Source organism: Haladaptatus sp. SPP-AMP-3 (genome assembly GCF_049568665.1).
Lineage (GTDB): Archaea > Halobacteriota > Halobacteria > Halobacteriales > Haladaptataceae > Haladaptatus > Haladaptatus paucihalophilus.
The window spans coordinates 629,997-651,883 of sequence record NZ_CP145897.1 but is presented as its reverse complement, the minus strand read 5'-3'; the positions used below and the strand labels follow the sequence as shown (position 1 = coordinate 651,883).

Genomic DNA, 21,887 nt, shown 5'->3' with positions numbered 1-21,887 from the left:
TTGTTTCGCCCTTAATACATAATCGAACAATGGCAACTGAGAAACCTGTGGGAGACGAGATATATCCCGGCGGCGACCTCGACGCTGGGTCGTTCTGGCGGCACGCGTTCGAAAATCTGATCGTGCTGTACCCGGAACCGGCGTTCGTCATCGACGAACACGGGATGGTAACGCACTGGAACACAGAGGCGGAAAACCTCATGGGATATGCCGCGGATGAGGCGATCGGCATGCCCGCCTACGAACTGTTCGGAACCGACGGGGAAACCGAAACGCTCGCGGAAGCCGTCGTTCGAACGGGCGAGGTCATCCGCGAATCGGACATCCGCGCCGCGACCTCAGCGAGCGGGGAGACGATTCACGGGCGCGCACTCGGCGTCCCGATAACCACGCCGGACGGCGAGTGCGTCGGCGCCGTCGAGGTCATCACCCGTGTCACCGAACTCATCGAGCAGCGAGAATCCGTTCGGAGCCTCCAAGAACAGATGACCGACGAGGTGGAGGGGGCCGTCGCCGAACTCCGAGAGTCCGCCGGGGACGTCGCAGACGACTCCCAATCCATCCGCGAGTTGGCGCGCGACCAATCCCAAAACCTCGGCGACGTTCAATCGGAGGTCGCCACCTTCAGCGCGACCATCGAGGAGATCGCTTCGAGCGCGGAGGAGGTCAGCAGCCAGAGCACCGAAACCAAAACCCTCGCGGAAACGTCCGCCGACGCCGCGGTCGAAACCCTCGACACGGTCGATGACGTCTCCGAGAGCGCACAGGAAGTCGTCACCGACGCGAACGAACTCGAAGACCGTATCGACGAGATAGACGAAATCGTCGAAGTCATCGACAACATCGCAAAGCAGACCAACCTGCTCGCGTTGAACGCGAACATCGAAGCGGCGCGCGCCGGAGCGGAGGGCGACGGCTTCGCCGTCGTCGCAAACGAGATCAAAGACCTCGCCGAGCAGTCGAAAGAACGCGTCGAACAGATCGAAGCCATCGTCAACGATATCCGAGAAACCGCGCTCGATACGGTCGAGAGCGTCGAGGCCACCAACGACGGTATCGTCGCGGCGACCGAGGAGATAGAAACCGTCGTCGAGAACCAGCAATCCATCGTCACCGCGATTCAGGAAACCGACGTGGGAATCACGGAAATCGCGGACGCGACCGACGAACAGGCCGCGAGCGCGGAGGAGATAGCGACCATCATCGACAACAGCGTTCGCCGGAGCGAAGAGGTGTCGGATTCGGTCGAAAGCATCGCCGCCGCCAACGAACAGCAGACGGAGATGGTCGCCGACTTGGAACAGCGGATTCACGCCCTCGAAGCCGAAATCGAACAGTCGCTGGACTGAGCGCCCCGTCGAACTACCGCCTCCTATTTTCGGCGTTCGTCCCCGATAGGTACGAAGCCGAATCGAGAGCGAACGCGACCGCTAGTCGACGAAACGAATCGGAAAACAGCGCAAATCGAATCGAAAACTCGGCGATTAAATCTCGCTCTCGAAGTCGTCGAGCGAGTAGGTGGGTTCCGCACCGCGGCGGTCGAGCGTCTCGTTGGCGAGCAGCCAGTAGACGACCGACAGCGCCTTGCGACCTTTGTTGTTCGTCGGGACGACGAGGTCGACGTTGCTCGTGCTGTTGTTGGAGTCACACATGGCGATGACGGGGATGCCGACCGTGATGGCCTCCTTGACCGCCTGCGCGTCTCCGATTGGGTCCGTGACGACCACGACGTCCGGCTCGATGTAGCCGTCGTATTTCGGGTTCGTCAGCGTACCCGGGATGAATCGACCCGTTCGGGCACGTGCCCCGACCGCATCGGCGAACTTCTCGGCCGGGAACCGACCGTACTGGCGCGAGGACGTGACCAGAATCTGCTCGGGGTTGTAGTCGGCGAGGAAGTTCGCCGCCGTGCGGATTCGCTGGTCCGTCTTGCTCACGTCGAGGACGTACAGGCCGTCCGTTCGAACGCGGTGGATGAACCGCTCCATGTCCTCGGTCTTCTGCTGGGTACCGATGTGGACACCTGCGCCGAGGTAGTCCTCGACGGGGATGAGGAGGTCCGCCTCCTCGTCTCCGAGGACGTCCTCGTCGAACTGCGGTTCATCTTCTTCTTCTTCGGTCTCGTCCGCCTGTGCGGCGACGTCTTCGTCAGGGTCGACTGCCGGTTCCGCGCCGGACTCGCCGGTCGGCTCCGCGTCGATCTCCTCTTCCGCGGCGTCGAGACCGTCCGTTTCTTCTTCTACCTGTTCGGATTCGTTATCGCTCATAATCGTGATACGTTCTGCTCGATTCGGATGAGTTCGTTGAGTTTTGCGGTTCGCTCGCCGCCGACCGTCCCCGTCTTGATGAACGGTGCGTCAGTCGCTACGGCGAGGTGTGCAATCGTCGTGTCCTCGGTTTCACCGCTTCGGTGCGAGATGACCGGGTCGTACCCGTTCTCGACCGCGAGTTCGACGGCATCGAACGCGTCCGAAAGCGTGCCGATCTGGTTCGGCTTGATGAGGATGCTGTTTCCGGCACCCTTCTCGATGCCCTCGGACAACCGCTCGACGTTCGTGACGAACAGGTCGTCACCGCAGACAAGCGTCTTTTCGCCCACCTTGTCGGTGAGTTTCGCGAACCCTTCGTAGTCGTTCTCGTCCAGCGGGTCCTCGACGTACGCGAGGTCGTACTCGTCCACGAGGTCCGCGATGTACTCGATCTGCTCGTCGGTCGAGCGCGTCCGGTCGCGGTACTGGTACTCGTCGGCGTCGGCATCGTACATCTCGGCTGCGGCCACGTCGAGACCGAATCGAATCTCGAATCCGAACTCGTCGGAGACGGTCGAGACGGCTTCGTCCATCACTTCGAACGCGTCGTCGTCGTCGATGGACGGCGCCCACGCGCCTTCGTCACCCTTCGCCGAGGGGACTCCCCGCTTGTCGAGGATGTCCGCGACTTCCGAGTGAACGGCCGCGTTGGCGAACACCGCGTCTTGGACGCTCGGTGCGCCGACCGGCGCGGAGAGGAACTCCTGAATCGCCGTGGCGTCGGCGGCGTGTTCGCCACCCCCGATGACGTTACCGAGCGGTATCGGGTAGTTGTCGCCGCGGAACGCACCGCCGAGGTGTTGGTAGAGCGGTGCACCGAGCACGTCCGCCGCGGCCTTCGCGGCGGCCATGCTGATAGCGACGGCGCTGTTCGCGCCGATCTCGGAGAAATTGTCCGTTCCGTCCGCAGCACGGAGGGTTCGGTCCACGTCGCGCTGGTCGCCGACGTAGACGGCTCCTTCGAGACGCGGAACAGCGTGCTCACGAGCGGACGCGATTGCCTCGCTCGTGTCGAGTTCGATGGCCTCGTACTCGCCCGTGCTCGCACCGCTCGGTGCGGCGGCACGACCGAATCCACCGCTCTCGGTCAGGATGTCGGCTTCGACCGTGGTGTTGCCACGCGAGTCGAGTATCTGACGGAGCCGAACGCTCTCGATGCGCGTCATTCTGCCTCCTCACGCCGGACGGAGAACGGCAGCACGCCAGCATCGTACTCCTCGGCCGCGATGAGTATCGGCTGGGACTCTTGCGTCTCGACGAGGACGGGAGCGCCATACGACACCTGCAGCGCTCGCGCACCGAGGATTCGTGCTTTTTCGTATCGGGAGTATTGTTGTTGAGCCATTACTGGTAGGGTGCGACGATGTCCACGAGGTCTTTGTGAGCGACGAGCATCCGTCGGCAGCAGTGGCGTTCGACACCGAGGTCGTCGAGGACCTTACCGGGGTCTTCGTTTCCCATCTGCGTCTCGGCGCGCGCCTTGTACTCCTGCCAGTGTTCGCTGACTACGTTGCCACACGTGAAACACCGGACTGGAATCATCATGGGGTAATCACCTTAGCGGTAGGACTTCTGGTAGCGGGCACGGGCACCGGGGCCGCCCCACTTCTTCGGTTCGGACTGGCGGACGTCGTTGACCAGCAGGGAACGGTCGAACTCCATGAACGCGTCGCGGAGTTCGGCATCGTTCATGTACTGGACGAGACCGCGCGCGATGGCGGTTCGGACGGCGTCTGCCTGTCCGGTGATTCCGCCACCCGAAACGCTCACTTCAACGTCGACTTCCTCACGCTCGTCGCCCGCGATGCGGAACGGTTCGAGCATTTTGAGGCGAGCCATCTCCGGCTCCACCAGTTCGACTGGCTTCGAGTTGATCCGTACGCGACCCTCGCCGTCCGTGACCGTGGCGCGAGCGATGGCCGTCTTCTTCTTTCCGCTCGTGTTCGTTACCATGTGACGTTAGCACCTAGGTAGTCGCTGACTTCGCCCAGTTGGACGAAGCGGATGTTCGAGAGTCGGTCCAACGACGTGCCGTCGAGGATTTCGCCGTCCTCGTCGTACGGGTTGCCGACGTAGACACGCACATTTTCGAAGGCTTCGCGCCCTCGCGGCTTCTTGTACGGGAGCATTCCCCGAATCGAGCGCTTTGCGAGCATGTCCGGGCGCTTCGGGTAGTACGGCCCCTGGTCGGAGCTGAGGTTGAAGCGCGTCTCGAATTTGTCCAGTACGTCCTGTTTGTCGCCCGTGATGATAGCTTGCTCGGCGTTGACGACGGCGATCGTTTCGCCGTCCATCGCACGCTGTGCGACGTTGCTCGCGACACGACCGAGGATACAGTCGCGCGCGTCGACTACGACATCCGCGTCAAATTCCGCGATGCTCATCGAATCACCCGCACGTTGGAACCACTGGGATTTTGTTCGATTGCCTGTTCGAGTTGGATCGGTTCGCCGTTTGCCTGCTGGATCTTCGTCTCCGCAGTCGAAGAGAAATCGACTGCAGCAACGGTGACGTTCTTCTGCAGGACGCCGCTACCGAGAACCTTGCCGGGTACGATGACGGTCTCGTCTTCCTCCGCGTACCGCTCGATGCGGCCGAGGTTGACCTCTGCGTGCGTACTCCGTGGTTTCTCGAGGCGTGCTGCAACGTCGGTCCACACGTCGGCGTCCGAATCACGGGACACCGACTTGAGTTCGGCGATGAGACTACTGAGCCTCGGGTTAGTTTTGCTCATGCTACTTCCTCCAAGTACTGAGAACTGAAGTGCAGGGAGCAGGATTTGAACCTGCGGACTCCTACGAGACAGCGCCCTGAACGCTGCGCCGTTGGCCAGACTTGGCTATCCCTGCACGCTGAGAACACGTGCGCACCCTCGCGGGCAACACAGTGTTGTCCGTGGCCCTTAAAACCACTTTCGATTGCCGAGGCACATACCTCGGATTCCGCGAGCGACCATCGCCCGCGAGTCCGGCGATTCCGAGAGTCGAGACTCGCGGAACCGCCGGACTCGTCAGGGAGGTTGTAAGGGCCGATCATCGTTATAGTTGAATTGCCTGTTCGAGTTCGTCCGCACGTTCGGTGAGCGAATCGACGGCCTGCGTCACCAGCTCTTCGACGGTGAACGAGCCGTCACTTTCGACGTCGAACACGAAGGCGTTCGGAACGTCGTGAACCTCGACCTCCTTTCCGGGGAACCGCTGGGAGAGGTCGTGGTCGAACGTCTCCGTCGGAACGAGTTCACCATCGTCTTCGATGGTTCCGCGAAGGATTCGGGGTTCTTCTTCCCCGAACTCGTTCCGGTCGCCGACGACTTCGACGCGCTGTAGGTGACGATAGCCGACCGCGACGCCACCCTGGTGTTTGGCGTGGTCCTTTCCCGAGCCGAGCACCGCGTCGGCTTCGAGTTCGAGACGCTGCCCCTCTTTGAGGTCGATTATCGGGATGTTATCGTCGGCGGGCTGCACCATCTCGTCCGAGCTGATGAGGTCGCCCGAGAACGCGGTTCCCGGTCCCGAAACGTCGAGGCTGAGCGTTACCGTGTCGCCCTCCTCGAACTCTCCGGGCGGCGTCGTCAGCGGAACGAGTCCGAGTCGCAGTCCGATCTGCTCGTCGAACATCACCGAGGAGTTCTCGATGACACGGAGCGTGTCGATGGACAGCGTCGGAACGTCCGCGATCATCGCTCGGCGAATCCCGTTTGCGAACGCCGGGGTGACGTTGCGAACGAGGAAACGCGCCTTCCGTTCGCCGCGGTCGATGAACTCTACGTCGAAGTCTTCGGTCATGGTTTAGAATCCACTACCTTTCGGTGCGCGGGTACCGTCGTGCGGAATCGGTGTTACGTCCTCGATACGACCGATCTCGATACCGGCGCGGGCGAGCGCTCGAATCGTCGCCTGCGCACCGGGACCGGGGTTCTGCTGCAGGTTGCCACCGGGGCCGCGCACGCGAATGTGCAGGCCGTCGATGCCAGCCGCTTTGACCTCTTCGGCGACCGTCTCGGCCATCTGCATGGCCGCGTACGGCGAGGACTCGTCACGGTTCTGCTTCACGACCGAGCCACCGGACGACTTCGCAACCGTCTCGGCACCCGTGAGGTCCGTGATGGTGATGATGGTGTTGTTGAACGATGCGTGTACGTGGGCGATGCCCCAGGTTTCGTCGTTGTCGCTCATTCGTTACCCTCCGACCGTTCGGGGTGCAGTTCGTCCGCAATCGGGCTGTGCTCGTCGAAGGAGATATCGGACTCCTCGTCGATCTCGACTTTGTACGACGGAACCGACACGCGCTGGCCGTCGACGGTGACGTGACCGTGCGTGATGAACTGGCGTGCCTGTTTCGGCGTGTGGGCGAGGCCCTTTCGGTACGCGACGGTCTGGAGACGGCGCTCCAGAACGTCCGTGATGTCGAGGAGCAGCACGTCGCCGAGTTCGTCGCCATCGTCGAGGATGCCGAGTCGCTTCAGGCGCGAGAGGAACTCGTCGCTTTCGCTGACTTCGTCGCCGGAGATGTCCCCGAGAAGGGACCGTGCCTCGCGGCGGTAGTTGCGAAGTTCACTCTGCGCTCGCCAGAGTTCTTCCTTGTTCTTCAGGCCGTATCGGTCCATCAGACCGCGTTCCTCGGCGATTCGCTCGCCCTGGAACGGGTGGTTCGGCGTCTCGTAGAACTTGGTGTTCTCACCTGGGAGCGACATTATTCTTCACCCTCGCCGCCTTCTTCTGCGGCTTCTTTGATCTCCTCGACGTTGACACCGATCGTACCCTCTGTACGACCCGTGGATTTGGTTCGCTGACCGCGAACCTTCTGTCCACGCTTGTGTCGGACGCCCTTGTAGGAGTCGATCATCTGCATCCTGTTGAGGTCCCGACGCCGGGACATCGACAGGTCATTGCCGGTCTCGTGGGTCGTCTCGCCGGAGAAGTACTCCTTGCGGTGGTTCGTAAGCCACGCAGGAACTTCGTCGGCGTAGTTTTCGACGGCCTCAACGACACGTTCGATGTCGTCATCGTCGAGTCGGCCGAACGTCGCATTCCGGTCGACGTCCGCCTCCTCGGCGACGATTCGGGCCGTTCGACGACCGATCCCGTTCATTTCGGAGAGGGACCGCTCTACGGTCTTCGTCCCATCGAGGTCAGTTTGCCCGATGCGGACGAAGTACCGAAGGTCGTCGTCTTCGTCCTGTGGTTGTTCGGTACTCATGGTTGATAGTTTGGAGCGTCGAGGGAGGGATTTGAACCCTCGAGGCTTGACGCCACAGAGTTAGCAACCCTGCGCCGTGGGCCAGACTAGGCTACCTCGACACGCTCACTTGTATATGTTCGCCCTTCCGGACTCGGGACGCGTGCCCCTACAGGTGTCTGCACTGCATTCTACCGGGGGTTACTATTTAAACGCAACGAATGTCTCCCGAACCGCACGATACGCGGCGGCCAACACCACCGAAACGACGTACGCGCCGACGAAAAGCGGCACCCAGAACACCCACAGTTCGAGCGTCGGAAAGAGGTAACTCCCGAACGCGCTTCCAACGGTGAGCGCGAGGTAGCCCGGCAGGGCGAGCGGCGTCATCAACCGAGTGTCGAACGCGCCGAGAGCGACCGGACCGACCAACAGAAGGTACCAGCCCCAGACGGCGCGTCCGAGAAATAGCCGCCGGACGTTCACAGCCTCGCTCATCGGCTCCCTCGCTGTTCGATACCGTGTCGTGAAAGTAGGTCGGTCGCCACCGCCTTCTCCCACCGAACCCTCGTGTCGGCGTCGAGGAAGAACTCTGTCGTCTCCACGATGTACCCCGGTCGGTCGAGATCACCCGCCACCTTGTGCACCAGCATCGGTCTCGACCCGTCGAGTTCGCCGCCGCGGCGATACTCGTGAAACGGCATGTACCACGGGACGACGTTCCCGTTCAACGCCTCCGCCGTCCGCTTCGCGTACTCGCTCGCGTGTCCGGAGTCCGTCGGCCAAATCACCTGTCCGACCGACGACTCGTGATAGCCGTAGATGCCGACCGACCGATGCAAATCGAGCACCACGTCCGGGTCGTGGCGCTCGACCACACCCCAGATGGCGCGAGCCAACTTCGTCTCCGGTTTCTCGCCGGTCGGAAACTGACGGTTCAAGTCGCCGTGTGCTCCTTCTCGCCGGTTCCTTCGAATCGCCACTCGGTTGGCCTTCGGAAGCACGACCAGTTTCCCCCGGTCGACCTGCCATCCCGCGATTTCGCTCGCGGCGCGATAACCACACTGCTCGTCACCGTGTATCCCACCGACTACCATCGCAGTCGGCCCCTCGTCCGTCCCCTCTCGAACGAAAACCTCCGTCTCGTACTTCGTATCCGGAAGGATTCGATAGGAAGGGTCGAGACTCTCTCGTCCGCTCCCGGCGACCGACATCGCCATCCCTCCGGCAATGAGTGCGCCGGTCTTCGAAAGCAGTGAGCGCCGTCGCATACGGGAACCGCCACAGTGGAGCATTATCAACCTTGTCGCCCGGTGGTGTGGTCAGAATCGAACGTCGGAGAAAAAATTACGCGCCGATATACTGCTCGTCGATGTAGCGGTCGTTTATCTCCCATTCCCCATCGTCGTTTCGGACCATGTACTCGCCGTAGTACGGGACTCGATTCGCCACCGTCTCACGAAACGCCGACCGGATTTCGGGTTTCGTCATCTCTCCCATCGGTCGGAGATCGTCGTTACGATTTAGACATCCCTTTAGGAATCCTTCGTGCGTGACGCGTACGCGATGACAATTCGAACAAAAGCTGGGGTTCTCCACCGGGTCCACGATTTCGACCATTCCGTCGCCGACCCAGTATCGTTTCCGCCCGTGCATCTCGCGGATTTCTATCTCGTCAGCCTGTTCTTCGAGCCAGTCGTGAACCCGCTGGATGTCGATCGCCCACTCGGGATTGCCGGTCAGTTCCGGCATGTATTCGATGAGTTGCAACTGCAACCCGTCGTTCTCCGCGACGTGTTCCACCATCTTCGGAACGTATCCCGCCGTCGCTTCGAAAACGACCATGTTGAGCTTTACCGGATCGAGTCCCGCATCGAGCGCCGCTTCGACCCCTTCGAGTACCTTGTCGTACGCGCCGCTCTTCGTCACCTCCGCGAACGCTTCCGGGTCGAGCGCGTCCTGTGAGACGTTCACCCGGGACAATCCCGCGTCCCGGAGTTCCTCCGCGCGCCCCGGAAGAAACGTCCCGTTCGTCGTCAGGGACGTCTCCATCCCGTCGGGCGTCCGACGGATTATCTCCTCCAAGTCCTCCCGGAGCATTGGCTCGCCGCCGGTGAATTTCACCTTTTCGACGTCGAACTCGCGGGCGACTTCGAGAAACCGAACCACGTCGTCGGTACCCATTTCGTCGTCACCCGGCTCCATCGGTCCGCGTGTATCGCCCAGTCCCTCGTTGTGGCAGTAGACGCAATCGAAATTACACCGGTCGGTCAGCGAAACGCGCACCCCCGTAACCTCGCGCCCGAACGAGTCTTCGAGCATTAGTATCACTGTCTTGCGCGCGAGGATTCTTAAACTCGTGGGAGGATGCAACCTGAACGTAACCGAATTCAATTACGGTGAATTCGACAGCTAGCGGAAATCAGCTTCACAAATCGAAATTCCCGGCTTCGGGGTTCACAAGCCTTATCGACAAATCCCTCCTTATCGTCATCATATGGATGAAACTGACGTTCGATCCGTTCTCCGAACGGTCGAAGACCCGGACCTCGGCGAAGATATCGTCTCCCTCGGACTCGTAAACGACGTCACGGTCGAAGGCGGGACAGCACGGATTTCACTCGCGCTCGGTGCACCGTACGCACCCCACGAGTCGGAAATCGCCAATCGCGTCCGCGAGGCGCTCGCCGACGAGGGAATCGACACTGAACTCTCCGCACGCGTCGATACCCAACTCTCCCCGGAAGAGCAGGTGCTTCCGGGCGTCAAAAACATCATCGCGGTCGCATCGGGAAAGGGCGGCGTCGGCAAAAGCACCGTCGCGGTCAACCTCGCGGCAGGACTCGCAAAGCTCGGTGCCCGCGTCGGCCTGTTCGACGCCGACGTCTACGGCCCGAACGTCCCGCGGATGGTCGACGCCAACGAGCGACCGCGAGCCACCGAGGAACAGAAGCTCGTCCCGCCCGAGAAGTTCAGCGTGAAACTGATGAGCATGGCGTTCCTCACCGGGAAGGACGACCCCGTAATCTGGCGCGGCCCGATGGTTCACAAGGTCCTCACACAGCTCTGGGAGGACGTCGAATGGGGGCAGCTCGACTACATGGTCGTCGACCTGCCGCCCGGAACCGGAGACACACAGCTCACGCTCCTCCAGAGCGTCCCCGTCACCGGTGCCGTCATCGTGACGACGCCCCAGCAGGTCGCGCTCGACGACGCGAACAAAGGTCTCCAGATGTTCGGCAAACACGACACCCCCGTCCTCGGCATCGCCGAAAACATGAGCACCTTCAAATGTCCCGACTGTGGCGGCGAACACGACATCTTCGGCCACGGCGGTGGGGCCGCATTCGCCGAGGACCACGAGATGCCCTTCCTCGGCTCGATACCGCTCGACCCCTCCGTGCGAAGCGGCGGCGACGAAGGCGAACCCATCGTCCTCGACGACGAGAGCGACACCGGCAAATCGTTCCGCACCCTGACCGAAAACGTCGCCAACAACGTCGGCATCATCAACCGCCGCCGCCAGCAACAGGAGTGAACCATGGCACGCGAGACGGAAGCGTTCGACCCCGACGAGGAGCGAATGGAAACCCTCCGAGACATCGCCGACGACATCCGAGGCGACTCCAGCGAGAGCAAACTGGTCGCCGCGATGCTCTACCGGGTCAGCGACCTGTTCGACCCCGACGAGGAGACGACCCCGCGTGACATCTTCATCAACATGCGCGAGATAATTCGGACGAAGAGCGAGAACTGACGCGGAGAAAGCCGACCCGTGTGCGTTCAGCGCCACCGCCGAACGAAAAGCAGTCCGACGAGCACGACCAGTCCCAGATAGACAACCGGTACACCACCGACTTTGCGGTTCTCGCTTAACTTCTCACCGAAGCTCTGGGAATACGTGTCGTTTTCATACTGATAGTGATTGTTCATCCACGTCGGACGGACCGACTGGAACGACTCGTTCCATTGCTGGGTATCCTCTCCCGCCTTTCCGACGAATCCGACCTGATCGAGTCCGCCTTGTTTTTTCGTGAGATTTCCGGTGTACAAGCGAGCTTCACCCGCGATTTTCGTACCGCGTTTATCGAGCAGTTCGACTTTGACCGTCGTCGAATTGTTCGGCTGTGGTGATGGCGCATAGAAGCTCCCGTCCGTCCCTGTCGTGTGAACGAACAGCTTCGTCGGATATCGCCGCATCGACGGGTTGACGAGCGTGACGTACGCAACCGCGGACGGTTCCCCATCGATGGTTCCATCGGCCACCGTGACGTTCGCAATATACGGAGTCGGGATTTCATCCGTCGCCGATGCGTTGATTTTCTCGGTGAAGCTGTAGGTGGTATGATTGCCGACTGTAGAAACAGTTGCAGTATGTCTGTCTTTGGTAGTATCTAACCCAGTAGTTATATTGACATTTTTATTGACTAATTCCCCCGAGTAAATGGTGGAAAAATACCTTCGGAATCTGGTATTATCTACATATACGACGAATCCAGCATTTTGTAGAGTCCTAGATAGTGGATTTTTGACGCTAATATGAACGATGTTGTTCTTCAGACTAGATTTCACACAAACACCACGAGGCGATTGCACTATTCTCATCTCACTTGTATTCGACACATGACATTCAGGGCTGCCGTTATCAGCAGAATTAGCATCTACAGTCGGGATTGAAATCGAGAATACAACCACTAGTACAATAGTATATGTTTGTATTTTATCTCTCATACCCCCGATTTATTCATATATACTATATAAATTTAATGTGTTATGTCATACAGTTTGTTTCACCATTACAGCCGTTTTCCCGTTGGTCTCGGTGGTGTTTGAGTTGCTTCCGAAGATCAGAGTCGGTTAGGAGATTTTGGAAGGACTCATCAACGATCTTCTCCCCGACAGTGTTGTTCTGAATTTCGCCGCCTTCGGTAACATACTGACGAACGAGGTCAACTTTTGCAGTCACGTAGGTCATTACGACGGTGTCCGATTCCAGATACTGATCGACAGTTTTGGTCTCGGTACCCGTCCGCTTCTTTAGACTCCACTTCACGTTCGGGCGATAACTTCCGATTCGCCAATCACTGTTCCGGGCGAGCGACATTGCGACATCCCGTTTCGTCGTCGTTGACTGTTCTTGCCATTCGTACTGTGCATCTCGGACTTTCTCCCGTGTTTGCACTCCGTACGTATAGTCTACGTTCGTGTGTTGTTCCGAGTATTCGAACCGATACTCTGTATCGTACTTTGCATCCTCGACCTTCACACGTTTCTGTTTACCCGTATACGAATCATCGTAGTGGAATTTTTGATACGACCAGTAGGTATCTGTCTCGGTGACCGTATAGGTATATTCCTCGGTCGTCGTGTACGTCCTCGAGACGGTCGTCGTGTATGTGTACTGCTCCGAAACTTCGAAACAGATGCCATTCGGACGACACTGCATCACGTATTTAGTATCCGTTTTCGTCACTTCGACTTGTTTCGTCTTCCGGACCGTTCTCGTCCCCGTCTTCGTCACTTCGTATTCGTGAGCAAACTGTTTCAACGTTCGATACTCCGCCGGGTGAACCTGCACACTCCGTGTCTCCCCCGTGAATCTCCCTCTCCCCGATTTCGAATCGTGCCATTCGTGCTCGGTCGTCGTATAGGTGTGTTTCTCCGCCTCGCGCCCCGTCGACCACCAGTTCGGGTGCCCCTGTAAGAACGCTGACTGCTGTAGCTCGGTCGAGAACGACCGGTCAACATCTTCGTATTTCGCGTCCCGAACCTTTTTGCGCTCTTCGAGGGAGTACTCGAAGCCATCACGACTCTTCTGATCGATCGAATATCCCTTCGAGAGATAGCGGTCGCGTTTCTCCGGCGATGTTGTGAGTTTCCAGTCGTACGTCGGACGGTTAACGAAATACTCCGTGCTCTTGATTCTGGGATTCGTCCAGAACTGACCGTATCTCCGCATTACCTCAACGTCCGGAATTTCGAGCTCGTTGTACGTCTCCGGTCTCTCTTCGTTATATACCCGCACCTTCACGGTGTCGTTTTTCCGGAACAGTTGGGATGCTGGAATCTCCACGATTCCAGTGTAGTATCGCGGGTCAGTACCGTGGAAATTTTCTTTAAGACTCCTCTTCGTAATCTTGTCTTTTTGCCAATCAGTGACCGAACCGGATGCACCTTCAATTGAAATTCCCAAATCATATCGAAGGTGATAGCTATTTTTGCTAAATTTGTATCGGTCGGTCGTGACCCGTAGACGTATCGTCTCGTTTGGTTTGTAAGGTCCGTCCGAAAGCAACTCCTCATTTTTAATCTCCGGCGCAAAGTAGTTGAGAAAGTGGGAATTGACCGAAGCGGACTTGTTGTATCCGTCGCGGACTTCCAGTCCAGCGAGTTCGACGGAGCTAAACTTCGCCGTCGTGTTATCCGGAGTGATCGGATTAGCTCCTTGTTTCCAGATATACCTTAACTCTGATCCATCCGGGTCGAACGAGTCGCCCGCATCCACAACCATTCCCTGATTGGTCGGACGATAGCCGGTCCCCCCATCGCGGATGACCGAAAGTCGAATTTCTGGGGGGCTGGGGTGTACGTGGAGAGTGGACTCACTGGAGAGAGCCGTTTCTAGATTGCCAGTCCTTTTATTTAATACATCATATTCCCTATCTATTTTATAGTTTTTAGGGAATCTCCCCGCAAGGAGAGTTTTTATGAATAATGTTTCTCCCTCTTTTGTTCTGTCTTTATGTATCACTCGAATATGACGCATCTCTCCGACACTTACTTCTTGAATATTCGACGGATTTACCCCATTTAAATCTATTTTCGTCACGTGGTGTGCAGTATATCGTTTCGGGTCAATCCGCTCATCGTACGAATCGACATCGTTTTTAACGAACCCGGATTGGATGATTTCCAGCATCTTCGCGGGTGTTATGGTCCGTTTCAGCGTGCTTTTTTGCCCGTGAAAATCGACTGCCGTCACGGAGAGCGTGTACTTCTTACCGACCTTGAAATCCCGGGTGTTGAAAGAAACCGATCGCTGTCGCTGCATCGCTCCGGGCGAGGTGGCATCCATTTTGGTGTGGCCGATTCCCTTCCCACCGAGCCGGACGCGAACCGATTGCAGGTTACCGTAGGGGTCTGTCGCGGTAGTTCGACCAGAAACTGCTCCATAACTGTCGAGCGATAGGAGGTCAATCGTGGGTTTGGGGTCGGCTACGACGGTGGTCGTCCCGTCGGAAAAACGGGCGATGTCGTGGGAGCCATCAGAGTAGGAGACGACGGCGTACAGCGAATGGTCACCCGCTTCCCAGTCGGTCGTCAGCGTTCGACCGCTTGCGAGTCGTACGCCGTCTCCAAACCAACGGACGGAACGTATTTGATTCGTTGTGGGGATAGACTTCAAACGATACGTTCCACGAAACGGTGCCGTCCCAGTGATCAGTGAATCACCAGCAACAGTCGGCGTGTACTTCTCGGCAGTGGAACTTGATGGTGGAGGGCTTCCGTTCGATTGGACGGACAAATCGAGCGAATCCGTGTCTGTCTGTCCGTCCGTATCGTACACAGTAGCGGTAACCGTTCTCGTACCGGTGTTCGGGAACGTTCGCGTGATAGTATCGACGTCTTTCGCACCCGAGAGCGAATCTGTGGCGATAGCCGTTCCATCGAGGGACCAAACCATGTGGTCGAGCGATGCAGAACCGGCATCGATCGTTGCAGAGTAGACCGTTTGCTGGCCGACGCGAGGGGTGCGTGAACCCGAGACGTCAACAGTCGGGGGCTCTCCCGGCGACACGGTGACGTAGAGCGAGTCTCGACTTTTAGTACCGTCCTCGTCGGTAACCGTCACGGATACCGTGTACGTTCCGACGGCGTTCGGACGGAATCGGGTCTGCGGACAACTCGGACAGTTCGGTTCGATCGTTCGATTATCAGGTGTCTCTATCGTCCAGACGTATCCCTCGATGTGTCCATCCGGGTCGTGAGAACCGGTTGCGTCGAGAAGAACGGTGCTTCCTCGCGCGACGTGCTGGTCGAGGCCAGCGTCCGCGAGTGGCGGTTCGTTCGCCGTCGTTACCGACGGCAGAAATGTCGTCGTGAGTAGTAGTAGCACGATGGTGCTCGATACGACTCGATTCATGAGATTCGGCGAGTTTTGCATCGTTTTGCTTTAAAAAGTTATTTGATTTATCGGTATTTATATATTAAAACATTCGCTCAGAAAAGAAGATCCAATAATCGATGGGCGCCATAAAGGTCCGTCCATCGACGGTTAAACAATCATTAATAAATACGGAGTTTATCCAGCCAAAACACCTGAAATCAGCCGTCACGGGGCATCTATCACAATAGTTCCTTGCTAATCTATGGCAAAGGCTTTACCACCTTGCGACTCAACTCTTATCCACTAGGCCCGGGAGGCCAGGAGCTTCAATTATGACGGATGACGAACTCATCTGGCGAATCGCAGGCGGTTCCGGTGACGGGATCGACTCGACGAGTCAGAACTTTGCAAAAGCCCTCATGCGAGCAGGGTTACACGTATTCACGCACCGACACTATCCGTCGCGCATTCGCGGCGGCCACACCTACGTGGAGATTCGCGCGGCGGACCACGAAGTCAAATCGCGGGGGGACAACTACAACTTCCTCCTCGCGCTCGGAGACAGTTTCGCGCGAAACCCACAGGAAGAAGCCTACTACGGCAACGAAGAGATAAAGCCCCTGTCGGAGAACTTGGACGAACTCCGCGAGGGTGGCGTCATCATCTACGATTCGGGACTGCTCGACACCGACGATATCCCGGACTTCGAGGAGCGAGTCGAGGAGAACAACTGGCACGTCTTCGATTTGGACCTTCGCGGACTCGCCAAGGAGCACGGCCGCGAAGTCATGCGAAACACGGCCGGCGTCGGCGCGACGTGCGCCATCATCGACCTCGACCTCGAAATCGTCGAGGAACTGATGAGCGAGGCCATGCCGGAGAAAATCCTCGAACCGAACCTCGAAATTCTTCGAGAATCCTACGAGGACCTCAAGGAGAACTACGACACGGACGTCGGCGTCACGGTTCCCGAGAGCGAACACGACGAGGAACAGATCCTCATCTCGGGGAGCCACGGTATCGCCTACGGTGCCATCGACGAAGGATGTCGGTTCATCTCCGGATACCCGATGACGCCGTGGACCGACGTGTTCACCATCATGACCCAGCATCTCCCCGACCTCGGTGGAATCTCCGAGCAGGTCGAGGACGAAATCGCCGCCGCCTCGCTCGCAATCGGTGCGAGCCACGCGGGTGCAAAGGCGATGAGCGGGTCGTCCGGCGGTGGATTCGCGCTGATGTCCGAACCGCTCGGACTCGCGGAAATCACCGAGACGCCCATCGTGCTCGTCGAATCGATGCGCGCCGGTCCCTCGACCGGGATGCCGACGAAGCCCGAACAGGGCGACCTCGAGCACGTCCTGTACACGAGTCAGGGCGACTCGAACCGCGTCGTCTTCGCACCGGGAGACGCGCGGGAATCGTACAACCAGACGCGCAAGGCGTTCGAACTCGCGTACAACTACCAGATTCCGAGCATCATCCTCTACGACCAGAAACTCTCCGGCGGTCACGAGACAGTTACGGAGTCCACGTTCGACCGCGAGCCGAACCCGGACATCGGCGAAGTCGTGACCGAGGAAGACATCGAGCAGGGCGAGCGTCTCGCCGGTCGCTTCAAGCGCTACCGCTACGACGGCGAAGATGGCGTCAGCCCGCGCTCCCTGCCGGGACAGAAGGGCGGCAACTTCCTCGCGTCCGGTAACGAGCACAACGAGGCCGGTCACATCAGCGAGGACCCGGACAACCGCGTCACGCAGATGGACCGACGGATGGAGAAACTCGACGCCATCCGCGACGAACTCGACGCGATGGACGAGTCCCACCAGACCGCCTACGGCGACGAGGACGCCGACTACGCCATCCTCAACTTCGGCAGCACGAAGGGTGCCGTCGAAGAGGCGGTCGACATGTTGAACGAGGACGGCCACTCGGTCAAAGCCATGAACGTCAGCGACATGGTTCCGTTCCCGAAAAACGAGGTCAATTCGTTCCTCGAAGGCGTCGACGAAGCGCTCGTCGTCGAGATGAACGCCACGGCACAGTTCCGCCGCCACATTCAGGCGGCGACCGGCAAGCACGGCGACAAGCTGTTCAGCCTGCTGAAATACGACGGCAACCCGTTCGAGCCGACCGACGTCGTAGACGGCTTCGAAGCACGACTCGACGGCAGTGCCGAGCCAGCGCACAACACGCGCATCGAATCCGCAACGGGTGACTGAAAATGAGTGTATTCAACGCAATCGACGAAGAGCGAGATATCGACGTGAACGAGTTCACGCCCAGCCTCGAACCGCAAGCGACGTGGTGTCCGGGCTGTGGGGACTTCGGCGTCTTGAAGGCGCTGAAACAGGCGATGCCCGAGGTCGGCCGCACGCCGGACGAGACGCTTCTCGTCACCGGTATCGGCTGTTCCGGGAAGCTCTCGAGCTACTTCCAGAGCTACGGCTTCCACTCCATCCACGGGCGGTCCCTGCCGGTCGCACGAGCGGCAAAACTCGCCAACCCCGACCTCGAAGTCATCGCCGCAGGCGGTGACGGAGACGGCTACGGAATCGGCGGGAACCACTTCATGCACACGGCTCGTGAGAACCACGACATGACCTACATCGTCTTCGACAACGAGATCTTCGGGCTGACGAAGGGCCAGACGTCGCCCACGTCGCCGAAGGGACACAAGTCGAAGACCCAGCCGCGCGGGAACGCGAAGAGCCCGATTCGACCGCTCTCGCTCTCGCTCACCTCGGGTGCGACGTACGTCGCGCGAACGGCGGCCGTCAACCCGAACCAGGCGAAGGAAATCCTCGCCGAGGCGATGGAACACGACGGGTTCGCACACGTGGACTTCCTCACGCAGTGTCCGACGTGGAACAAGGACGCAAAGCAGTACGTCCCGTACATCGACGTGCAGGACAGCGACGACTACGACTTCGACATCCACGACCGTCGTGAAGCGATGGAAGCGATGCACGACGCCGAGGACGCGCTCTACGAAGGCAAGGTCCTCACCGGCCGCTTCTACGTGAACGACGAGCGCCCCTCCTACCAGCAGGAGAAACAATCCACGGGCGACATGCCGGAAACGCCGCTCGCAGAGCGGTACTTCGACGACGATTACGAGTGGGAACGGAGCTACGATTTCCTCGACCGCCACAAGTAATCTCGTTTCTCCGTTCTCGACGAATCGAACAACCTTTTCATGGTTGCCAATGTGTTTTTCAATTCGCAAGGTATTTTTTCCTGTGCGGGAAACATACTGGTAACATGAGCACGGAATCGACCGAAGACCGCATTCTCCGGGTGTTAGAGGACGATGCGCAAGCGTCGTACTCGGAAATAGCGGACCGGGCCGGTGTTTCGAAACCGACCGTTCGAAAATACATCGACCAGCTCGAAGACGAAGGCGTCATCGTCGGCTATTCTGCTGAAATCGACCCGAAGAAGCTGTCGAGCCAGAGTATCGCTCTGGTCGGTATCGACGTCGAAAGCGAACGCTACGTCGAGGCGACCCGGGCACTACAGGAACTCGAAGATATCGATACGCTCTACACGTGCAGCGGCGACCACATGTTGATGGCCGAAGTGCGCGCGCCGAACGGCGATGCGGTCGGGGGCGTCATCAGCGACGATATTCTCACCATCGAGGGCGTCACCGCAGCCCATCCGTCGTTCCTCCAAGAGCGACTCAAGTGATTCGTATCGATTCGCGGCCGCGGTTCAACGCGTCTTCCACGGCGTTCTCCGGTACCGCAGTTAGGGGGAGCGGCGGTTCCGGGTCGTCGAGAGGTCGGAGCCGACGGTGCCACCAGCCCACGCTCCGCCACGCGTCGTCTTTGTAGCCGACGGCTTCGTACGTCCCGACATGTTCGAATCCGAGCGATTCGTGGAGTCCGACGCTGGCGGGATTCGGGAGCGCGATTCCGGCGTACGCGTTGTAGAAGCCCTGTTCTTCGAGGAGCGAGAACAGAGACTCGTAGAGACCGTTCCCGACGCCCGACCGACGATGGCCGGGATGGACGTACACAGACACGTCCGCTGACCACTGGTACGCCTCGCGTGACCGGTGGGACCCCGCGTAGGCGTAGCCGAGGAGTTCGCCGTCGTGTTCACAGACTACCCATGGATAGGTTGGCAGGGTCGTTTCGATGCGGTCCGCCATCTCGTCTTCGTCCGGTGGCGTCGTCTCGAACGAGATGGCCGTTTCGCGGACGACCGGTGCGTAGATGGCCGCGATGTCGGCGGCGTCGGCCGCCTCGGCGAGCCGAAGGGTTGGCATGGGAGGTGTACGTTCGCAATCGGGATAAATCGCCGTCGTACTGGTTGCGCACAAGACCTTTGAGGTGAGCGACGGAATCCCGAACGATGGCTACCTATCAGCGCGAAGTGTGGGTCGACGCGCCGTTCGAGGACGTGTGGCGGTTTTATTCGACCATCGACGGCTTGGAGGCGCTCACACCGGGATGGATGAACCTCCGCGTGGAGGGAATCCGCGGACCGGAGGGAGAGTCCGACCCGGACGTGCTGGGGAAAGGAACGGAAATCCGGCTGTCGCTTCGGCCGTTCGACGTCGGTCCGCGCCAACGGTGGGTTTCGAAAATCGTCCGGCACGAGAAGGAAGACGGGGCCGCGATGTTTCGGGACGTGATGGAAGACGGTCCGTTTCCCGAGTGGCAACACACTCACCAGTTCTACGCCGGAGACGGGAAGACGTTGATACGCGACGTGGTGAACTACCGATTCCCGGCGCTGGGTGAACCGGGAAGTCCGCTCGCAAAAGTGGGCTTCGAACCGATGTTCCGGTATCGACACCGAAAGACGAAGAAACTGCTGGAGCGATGAACTTTATCATCGTCAGCGTGGTATCTGACACCGCATGTCAGATGTAGCTGTCATCGGCGGCGGTCCCGCCGGATTGAGTGGGGCACTGTTCACCGCGAAAAACGGCCTCGATACTGTCGTCTTCGATACCGACGACACCGCGATGCACGCCGCACACCTGTTCAACTACCTCGGAATCAAGAGCATCGACGGCGAGGAATTCATGGAAATCGCCCGCGAGCAGGTGGACGAACAGGGGGCAGACCGAAAGCAGGGCGAGGAGGTCACGAACGTCGAGACGTCCGACGACGGGTTCACGGTTACGACCGCCGACGGCGAATACGACGCTACCTACGTCCTCTTCACCACCGGGCGGTCGCGCGAGATGGCCGAGGACCTCGGTTGCGAGCTGAACGACGACGGGACGGTGCAAACCGACTCGGACAACGAAACGACGGTCGAAAACGCCTACGCCGCGGGCTGGTGTTCCCGGGCGGACAAGATACAGGCGGCGATTTCCGTGGGCGGCGGCGCGGCCGCTGGCTTGGATATTCTGAGCACAGAAAAGGGACGTGCATTCCACGACTTCGATACGCCGGACGACGCGGAGTAGGCTACTCGACCGCTTCGCCGTAATCGCCGCCGAACTTCATGAAGAAGTATCCTATCGAGAGGGTGAACGCGAGCGCGCCCGACGTCGCAATGCCGAGCGTTTTCGCGTTACCTGGAATCGCCGGTTCCGACGACCCGGACGCGGAACCGACGGTGATGGAACCGGTCATCCCCGCGCTCTTGTGCGGCGCACAAACGTACGCGTACTCGCCGGCCGTGCTGAACGTATGCGAATAGGTGTGGCCCGAGTCGAACAACTCGCTCGCACTCCCCGAGCCTTCCCAGCCGGCGCCCTCTGGTTGGCTCTCGGGGACGACGTTGTGGCCGTCCGACTCCCAGACGAACTCGACCGTCGTCCCGGGCGTGACGGTCAACTTGTCCGGGTCGAACACCAGGTCGCCGCCCGGACCGACCTTCACGGTCTTCGTCGCGCCACCGCCGCCGCCGGAACTGCTGTTGTTTTCACCGGAACTGGTCGTCGTGCCGTCTTCCTGTGCGGCCGCCGTTCCGGCCGCGCCCGCCGCGACGACACCCGCAGAACCGAGGAGAAATCCACGTCGAGTGACTGATTCATCCGCTTCCCCATCTGTCATGAGCGGGGGTTCGTACCGATGGGTACTGAATACTTTGGTTTGGCACTACCACCTTGTCACCACCTTTTACGACGGTCGAGCGGTCGGCGCGGGTCGATTCGACCCCCGCCGACCCGTCTTCTTCACGGCGGAGCCGTGAAGGAACGAGGGAGCAAAACTCCCTCGCATTCCCTGTAAAAGCTGGACCAAAAGCACTCCTCCCTCGCTCCACTATGTTCCGCTCGGTCGTCGGCCCGGAAAATCTCCGATTTTCCGGTGAGGGTGCTAGCG

At 59.4% G+C, this 21,887-nt stretch carries 26 protein-coding genes and 2 tRNA genes; 8 read left to right on the top strand and 20 right to left on the bottom strand.

Annotated features, from left to right (window positions below; translation table 11 throughout):
- Nucleotides 1–29: 29 nt before the first annotated feature.
- A complete protein-coding gene (locus tag V5735_RS03930; protein ID WP_423745173.1) occupies nucleotides 30–1,349 on the top strand; it encodes a methyl-accepting chemotaxis protein in 1,320 nt (439 codons plus the stop codon).
- A 135-nt stretch (nucleotides 1,350–1,484) separates the two neighbouring features.
- Here the strand turns inward: V5735_RS03930 and rpsB are convergent, their stop codons facing one another.
- The 16 genes from rpsB to moaA all read right to left on the bottom strand — a co-directional run bounded on the left by rpsB (nucleotide 1,485) and on the right by moaA (nucleotide 9,809).
- Nucleotides 1,485–2,267, bottom strand: coding sequence for a 30S ribosomal protein S2 (gene rpsB, locus V5735_RS03925; RefSeq protein WP_069453098.1), 783 nt, complete (start codon nucleotides 2,265–2,267; stop codon nucleotides 1,485–1,487).
- Nucleotides 2,264–3,475 carry a phosphopyruvate hydratase gene (gene eno, locus V5735_RS03920; RefSeq protein ID WP_423745172.1) on the bottom strand — a complete coding sequence of 404 codons (1,212 nt, stop codon included), beginning with the start codon at nucleotides 3,473–3,475 and terminating at the stop codon, nucleotides 2,264–2,266. Before eno ends, rpsB begins: the two co-directional genes overlap by 4 nt.
- The gene (locus tag V5735_RS03915; RefSeq protein WP_069453100.1) at nucleotides 3,472–3,654 is read right to left on the bottom strand and encodes a DNA-directed RNA polymerase subunit K; all 183 of its coding nucleotides are present in this window, start codon (nucleotides 3,652–3,654) and stop codon (nucleotides 3,472–3,474) included. The genes eno and V5735_RS03915 overlap by 4 nt, the downstream gene beginning before the upstream one ends.
- Nucleotides 3,654–3,854 carry a DNA-directed RNA polymerase subunit N gene (locus V5735_RS03910; protein WP_018128667.1) on the bottom strand — a complete coding sequence of 67 codons (201 nt, stop codon included), beginning with the start codon at nucleotides 3,852–3,854 and terminating at the stop codon, nucleotides 3,654–3,656. The genes V5735_RS03915 and V5735_RS03910 overlap by 1 nt, the downstream gene beginning before the upstream one ends.
- A gap of 12 nt (nucleotides 3,855–3,866) precedes the next feature.
- The gene (locus V5735_RS03905) at nucleotides 3,867–4,262 is read right to left on the bottom strand and encodes a 30S ribosomal protein S9 (protein WP_007978877.1); all 396 of its coding nucleotides are present in this window, start codon (nucleotides 4,260–4,262) and stop codon (nucleotides 3,867–3,869) included.
- Nucleotides 4,256–4,693 (bottom strand): 50S ribosomal protein L13, encoded by a 438-nt coding sequence (locus tag V5735_RS03900; protein ID WP_423745171.1) that lies wholly within the window; start codon nucleotides 4,691–4,693, stop codon nucleotides 4,256–4,258. The genes V5735_RS03905 and V5735_RS03900 overlap by 7 nt, the downstream gene beginning before the upstream one ends.
- Nucleotides 4,690–5,043, bottom strand: a complete 354-nt coding sequence (locus V5735_RS03895) for a 50S ribosomal protein L18e (protein WP_007978880.1) — start codon at nucleotides 5,041–5,043, stop codon at nucleotides 4,690–4,692. Before V5735_RS03895 ends, V5735_RS03900 begins: the two co-directional genes overlap by 4 nt.
- A 30-nt stretch (nucleotides 5,044–5,073) precedes the next feature.
- A tRNA-Leu gene (locus V5735_RS03890) sits at nucleotides 5,074–5,158 on the bottom strand.
- 189 nt (nucleotides 5,159–5,347) lie between these two features.
- Nucleotides 5,348–6,094, bottom strand: coding sequence for a DNA-directed RNA polymerase subunit D (locus tag V5735_RS03885; protein ID WP_423745170.1), 747 nt, complete (start codon nucleotides 6,092–6,094; stop codon nucleotides 5,348–5,350).
- Between the two features lie 3 nt (nucleotides 6,095–6,097).
- Nucleotides 6,098–6,484: a 30S ribosomal protein S11 gene (locus V5735_RS03880; RefSeq protein ID WP_007978883.1), complete on the bottom strand. Its 387-nt coding sequence runs from the start codon at nucleotides 6,482–6,484 to the stop codon at nucleotides 6,098–6,100.
- On the bottom strand, nucleotides 6,481–7,002 hold the full coding sequence (locus V5735_RS03875) for a 30S ribosomal protein S4 (RefSeq protein ID WP_007978885.1): 522 nt from the start codon (nucleotides 7,000–7,002) through the stop codon (nucleotides 6,481–6,483). Before V5735_RS03875 ends, V5735_RS03880 begins: the two co-directional genes overlap by 4 nt.
- Nucleotides 7,002–7,508 (bottom strand): 30S ribosomal protein S13, encoded by a 507-nt coding sequence (locus tag V5735_RS03870; protein ID WP_423745169.1) that lies wholly within the window; start codon nucleotides 7,506–7,508, stop codon nucleotides 7,002–7,004. Before V5735_RS03870 ends, V5735_RS03875 begins: the two co-directional genes overlap by 1 nt.
- A 16-nt stretch (nucleotides 7,509–7,524) precedes the next feature.
- Nucleotides 7,525–7,609, bottom strand: a tRNA-Ser gene (locus V5735_RS03865).
- Between the two features lie 82 nt (nucleotides 7,610–7,691).
- Nucleotides 7,692–7,985 carry a hypothetical protein gene (locus V5735_RS03860; protein ID WP_423745168.1) on the bottom strand — a complete coding sequence of 98 codons (294 nt, stop codon included), beginning with the start codon at nucleotides 7,983–7,985 and terminating at the stop codon, nucleotides 7,692–7,694.
- Nucleotides 7,982–8,758 carry a M99 family carboxypeptidase catalytic domain-containing protein gene (locus V5735_RS03855; protein WP_423745167.1) on the bottom strand — a complete coding sequence of 259 codons (777 nt, stop codon included), beginning with the start codon at nucleotides 8,756–8,758 and terminating at the stop codon, nucleotides 7,982–7,984. Before V5735_RS03855 ends, V5735_RS03860 begins: the two co-directional genes overlap by 4 nt.
- Before the next feature lie 76 nt (nucleotides 8,759–8,834).
- On the bottom strand, nucleotides 8,835–9,809 hold the full coding sequence (gene moaA, locus V5735_RS03850; RefSeq protein ID WP_423745166.1) for a GTP 3',8-cyclase MoaA: 975 nt from the start codon (nucleotides 9,807–9,809) through the stop codon (nucleotides 8,835–8,837).
- A gap of 175 nt (nucleotides 9,810–9,984) precedes the next feature.
- Here moaA and V5735_RS03845 point away from each other — a divergent pair, with 175 nt between their 5' ends.
- Nucleotides 9,985–11,025 carry an Mrp/NBP35 family ATP-binding protein gene (locus V5735_RS03845; RefSeq protein ID WP_423745165.1) on the top strand — a complete coding sequence of 347 codons (1,041 nt, stop codon included), beginning with the start codon at nucleotides 9,985–9,987 and terminating at the stop codon, nucleotides 11,023–11,025.
- A 3-nt stretch (nucleotides 11,026–11,028) separates the two neighbouring features.
- Nucleotides 11,029–11,244 (top strand): hypothetical protein, encoded by a 216-nt coding sequence (locus V5735_RS03840; protein ID WP_423745164.1) that lies wholly within the window; start codon nucleotides 11,029–11,031, stop codon nucleotides 11,242–11,244.
- Nucleotides 11,245–11,270: 26 nt separating this feature from the next.
- Here V5735_RS03840 and V5735_RS03835 read toward each other — a convergent pair whose 3' ends face one another.
- Nucleotides 11,271–12,218, bottom strand: coding sequence for a hypothetical protein (locus tag V5735_RS03835; protein ID WP_423745163.1), 948 nt, complete (start codon nucleotides 12,216–12,218; stop codon nucleotides 11,271–11,273).
- Nucleotides 12,219–12,258: 40 nt separating this feature from the next.
- Nucleotides 12,259–15,630, bottom strand: a complete 3,372-nt coding sequence (locus V5735_RS03830) for a PKD domain-containing protein (RefSeq protein ID WP_423745162.1) — start codon at nucleotides 15,628–15,630, stop codon at nucleotides 12,259–12,261.
- 296 nt (nucleotides 15,631–15,926) lie between these two features.
- Here V5735_RS03830 and V5735_RS03825 point away from each other — a divergent pair, with 296 nt between their 5' ends.
- The 3 genes from V5735_RS03825 to lrpA1 all read left to right on the top strand — a co-directional run bounded on the left by V5735_RS03825 (nucleotide 15,927) and on the right by lrpA1 (nucleotide 19,287).
- Nucleotides 15,927–17,816, top strand: coding sequence for a 2-oxoacid:acceptor oxidoreductase subunit alpha (locus tag V5735_RS03825; RefSeq protein WP_423745161.1), 1,890 nt, complete (start codon nucleotides 15,927–15,929; stop codon nucleotides 17,814–17,816).
- Between the two features lie 2 nt (nucleotides 17,817–17,818).
- Complete coding sequence (locus tag V5735_RS03820) at nucleotides 17,819–18,754, top strand: thiamine pyrophosphate-dependent enzyme (RefSeq protein WP_423745160.1); 936 nt, start codon at nucleotides 17,819–17,821, stop codon at nucleotides 18,752–18,754.
- A gap of 104 nt (nucleotides 18,755–18,858) precedes the next feature.
- Nucleotides 18,859–19,287 (top strand): HTH-type transcriptional regulator LrpA1, encoded by a 429-nt coding sequence (gene lrpA1, locus V5735_RS03815; protein WP_423745159.1) that lies wholly within the window; start codon nucleotides 18,859–18,861, stop codon nucleotides 19,285–19,287.
- Here the strand turns inward: lrpA1 and V5735_RS03810 are convergent.
- Nucleotides 19,280–19,870, bottom strand: coding sequence for an arsinothricin resistance N-acetyltransferase ArsN1 family B (locus V5735_RS03810; RefSeq protein ID WP_423745158.1), 591 nt, complete (start codon nucleotides 19,868–19,870; stop codon nucleotides 19,280–19,282). The two genes, lrpA1 and V5735_RS03810, sit on opposite strands and share 8 nt — an antisense overlap.
- Before the next feature lie 86 nt (nucleotides 19,871–19,956).
- Between V5735_RS03810 and V5735_RS03805 the strand changes: the two genes are divergently transcribed.
- Complete coding sequence (locus V5735_RS03805; RefSeq protein ID WP_423745157.1) at nucleotides 19,957–20,433, top strand: SRPBCC family protein; 477 nt, start codon at nucleotides 19,957–19,959, stop codon at nucleotides 20,431–20,433.
- 34 nt (nucleotides 20,434–20,467) lie between these two features.
- Nucleotides 20,468–21,025: an NAD(P)/FAD-dependent oxidoreductase gene (locus V5735_RS03800; RefSeq protein WP_069453110.1), complete on the top strand. Its 558-nt coding sequence runs from the start codon at nucleotides 20,468–20,470 to the stop codon at nucleotides 21,023–21,025.
- Between the two features lies 1 nt (nucleotide 21,026).
- Here the strand turns inward: V5735_RS03800 and V5735_RS03795 are convergent, their stop codons facing one another.
- Nucleotides 21,027–21,617 carry a plastocyanin/azurin family copper-binding protein gene (locus V5735_RS03795; RefSeq protein ID WP_423745156.1) on the bottom strand — a complete coding sequence of 197 codons (591 nt, stop codon included), beginning with the start codon at nucleotides 21,615–21,617 and terminating at the stop codon, nucleotides 21,027–21,029.
- Nucleotides 21,618–21,887: the final 270 nt, after the last annotated feature.

Bases quoted from the DNA above. Each gene is read 5' to 3' on its own strand.
- V5735_RS03810 (WP_423745158.1), bottom strand. From the start codon at position 19,870: ATGCCAACCCTTCGGCTCGCCGAGGCGGCCGACGCCGCCGACATCGCG.
- V5735_RS03820 (WP_423745160.1), top strand. From the start codon at position 17,819: ATGAGTGTATTCAACGCAATCGACGAAGAGCGAGATATCGACGTGAAC.
- V5735_RS03915 (WP_069453100.1), bottom strand. From the start codon at position 3,654: ATGGCTCAACAACAATACTCCCGATACGAAAAAGCACGAATCCTCGGT.
- V5735_RS03930 (WP_423745173.1), top strand. From the start codon at position 30: ATGGCAACTGAGAAACCTGTGGGAGACGAGATATATCCCGGCGGCGAC.
- V5735_RS03835 (WP_423745163.1), bottom strand. From the start codon at position 12,218: ATGAGAGATAAAATACAAACATATACTATTGTACTAGTGGTTGTATTC.
- V5735_RS03825 (WP_423745161.1), top strand. From the start codon at position 15,927: ATGACGGATGACGAACTCATCTGGCGAATCGCAGGCGGTTCCGGTGAC.
- V5735_RS03900 (WP_423745171.1), bottom strand. From the start codon at position 4,693: ATGAGCATCGCGGAATTTGACGCGGATGTCGTAGTCGACGCGCGCGAC.
- V5735_RS03800 (WP_069453110.1), top strand. From the start codon at position 20,468: ATGTCAGATGTAGCTGTCATCGGCGGCGGTCCCGCCGGATTGAGTGGG.
- V5735_RS03880 (WP_007978883.1), bottom strand. From the start codon at position 6,484: ATGAGCGACAACGACGAAACCTGGGGCATCGCCCACGTACACGCATCG.
- V5735_RS03845 (WP_423745165.1), top strand. From the start codon at position 9,985: ATGGATGAAACTGACGTTCGATCCGTTCTCCGAACGGTCGAAGACCCG.
- V5735_RS03895 (WP_007978880.1), bottom strand. From the start codon at position 5,043: ATGAGCAAAACTAACCCGAGGCTCAGTAGTCTCATCGCCGAACTCAAG.
- V5735_RS03860 (WP_423745168.1), bottom strand. From the start codon at position 7,985: ATGAGCGAGGCTGTGAACGTCCGGCGGCTATTTCTCGGACGCGCCGTC.
- V5735_RS03875 (WP_007978885.1), bottom strand. From the start codon at position 7,002: ATGTCGCTCCCAGGTGAGAACACCAAGTTCTACGAGACGCCGAACCAC.
- eno (WP_423745172.1), bottom strand. From the start codon at position 3,475: ATGACGCGCATCGAGAGCGTTCGGCTCCGTCAGATACTCGACTCGCGT.
- V5735_RS03830 (WP_423745162.1), bottom strand. From the start codon at position 15,630: ATGAATCGAGTCGTATCGAGCACCATCGTGCTACTACTACTCACGACG.
- rpsB (WP_069453098.1), bottom strand. From the start codon at position 2,267: ATGAGCGATAACGAATCCGAACAGGTAGAAGAAGAAACGGACGGTCTC.
- V5735_RS03910 (WP_018128667.1), bottom strand. From the start codon at position 3,854: ATGATGATTCCAGTCCGGTGTTTCACGTGTGGCAACGTAGTCAGCGAA.
- lrpA1 (WP_423745159.1), top strand. From the start codon at position 18,859: ATGAGCACGGAATCGACCGAAGACCGCATTCTCCGGGTGTTAGAGGAC.
- V5735_RS03855 (WP_423745167.1), bottom strand. From the start codon at position 8,758: ATGCGACGGCGCTCACTGCTTTCGAAGACCGGCGCACTCATTGCCGGA.
- moaA (WP_423745166.1), bottom strand. From the start codon at position 9,809: ATGCTCGAAGACTCGTTCGGGCGCGAGGTTACGGGGGTGCGCGTTTCG.
- V5735_RS03870 (WP_423745169.1), bottom strand. From the start codon at position 7,508: ATGAGTACCGAACAACCACAGGACGAAGACGACGACCTTCGGTACTTC.
- V5735_RS03885 (WP_423745170.1), bottom strand. From the start codon at position 6,094: ATGACCGAAGACTTCGACGTAGAGTTCATCGACCGCGGCGAACGGAAG.
- V5735_RS03795 (WP_423745156.1), bottom strand. From the start codon at position 21,617: ATGACAGATGGGGAAGCGGATGAATCAGTCACTCGACGTGGATTTCTC.
- V5735_RS03905 (WP_007978877.1), bottom strand. From the start codon at position 4,262: ATGGTAACGAACACGAGCGGAAAGAAGAAGACGGCCATCGCTCGCGCC.
- V5735_RS03840 (WP_423745164.1), top strand. From the start codon at position 11,029: ATGGCACGCGAGACGGAAGCGTTCGACCCCGACGAGGAGCGAATGGAA.
- V5735_RS03805 (WP_423745157.1), top strand. From the start codon at position 19,957: ATGGCTACCTATCAGCGCGAAGTGTGGGTCGACGCGCCGTTCGAGGAC.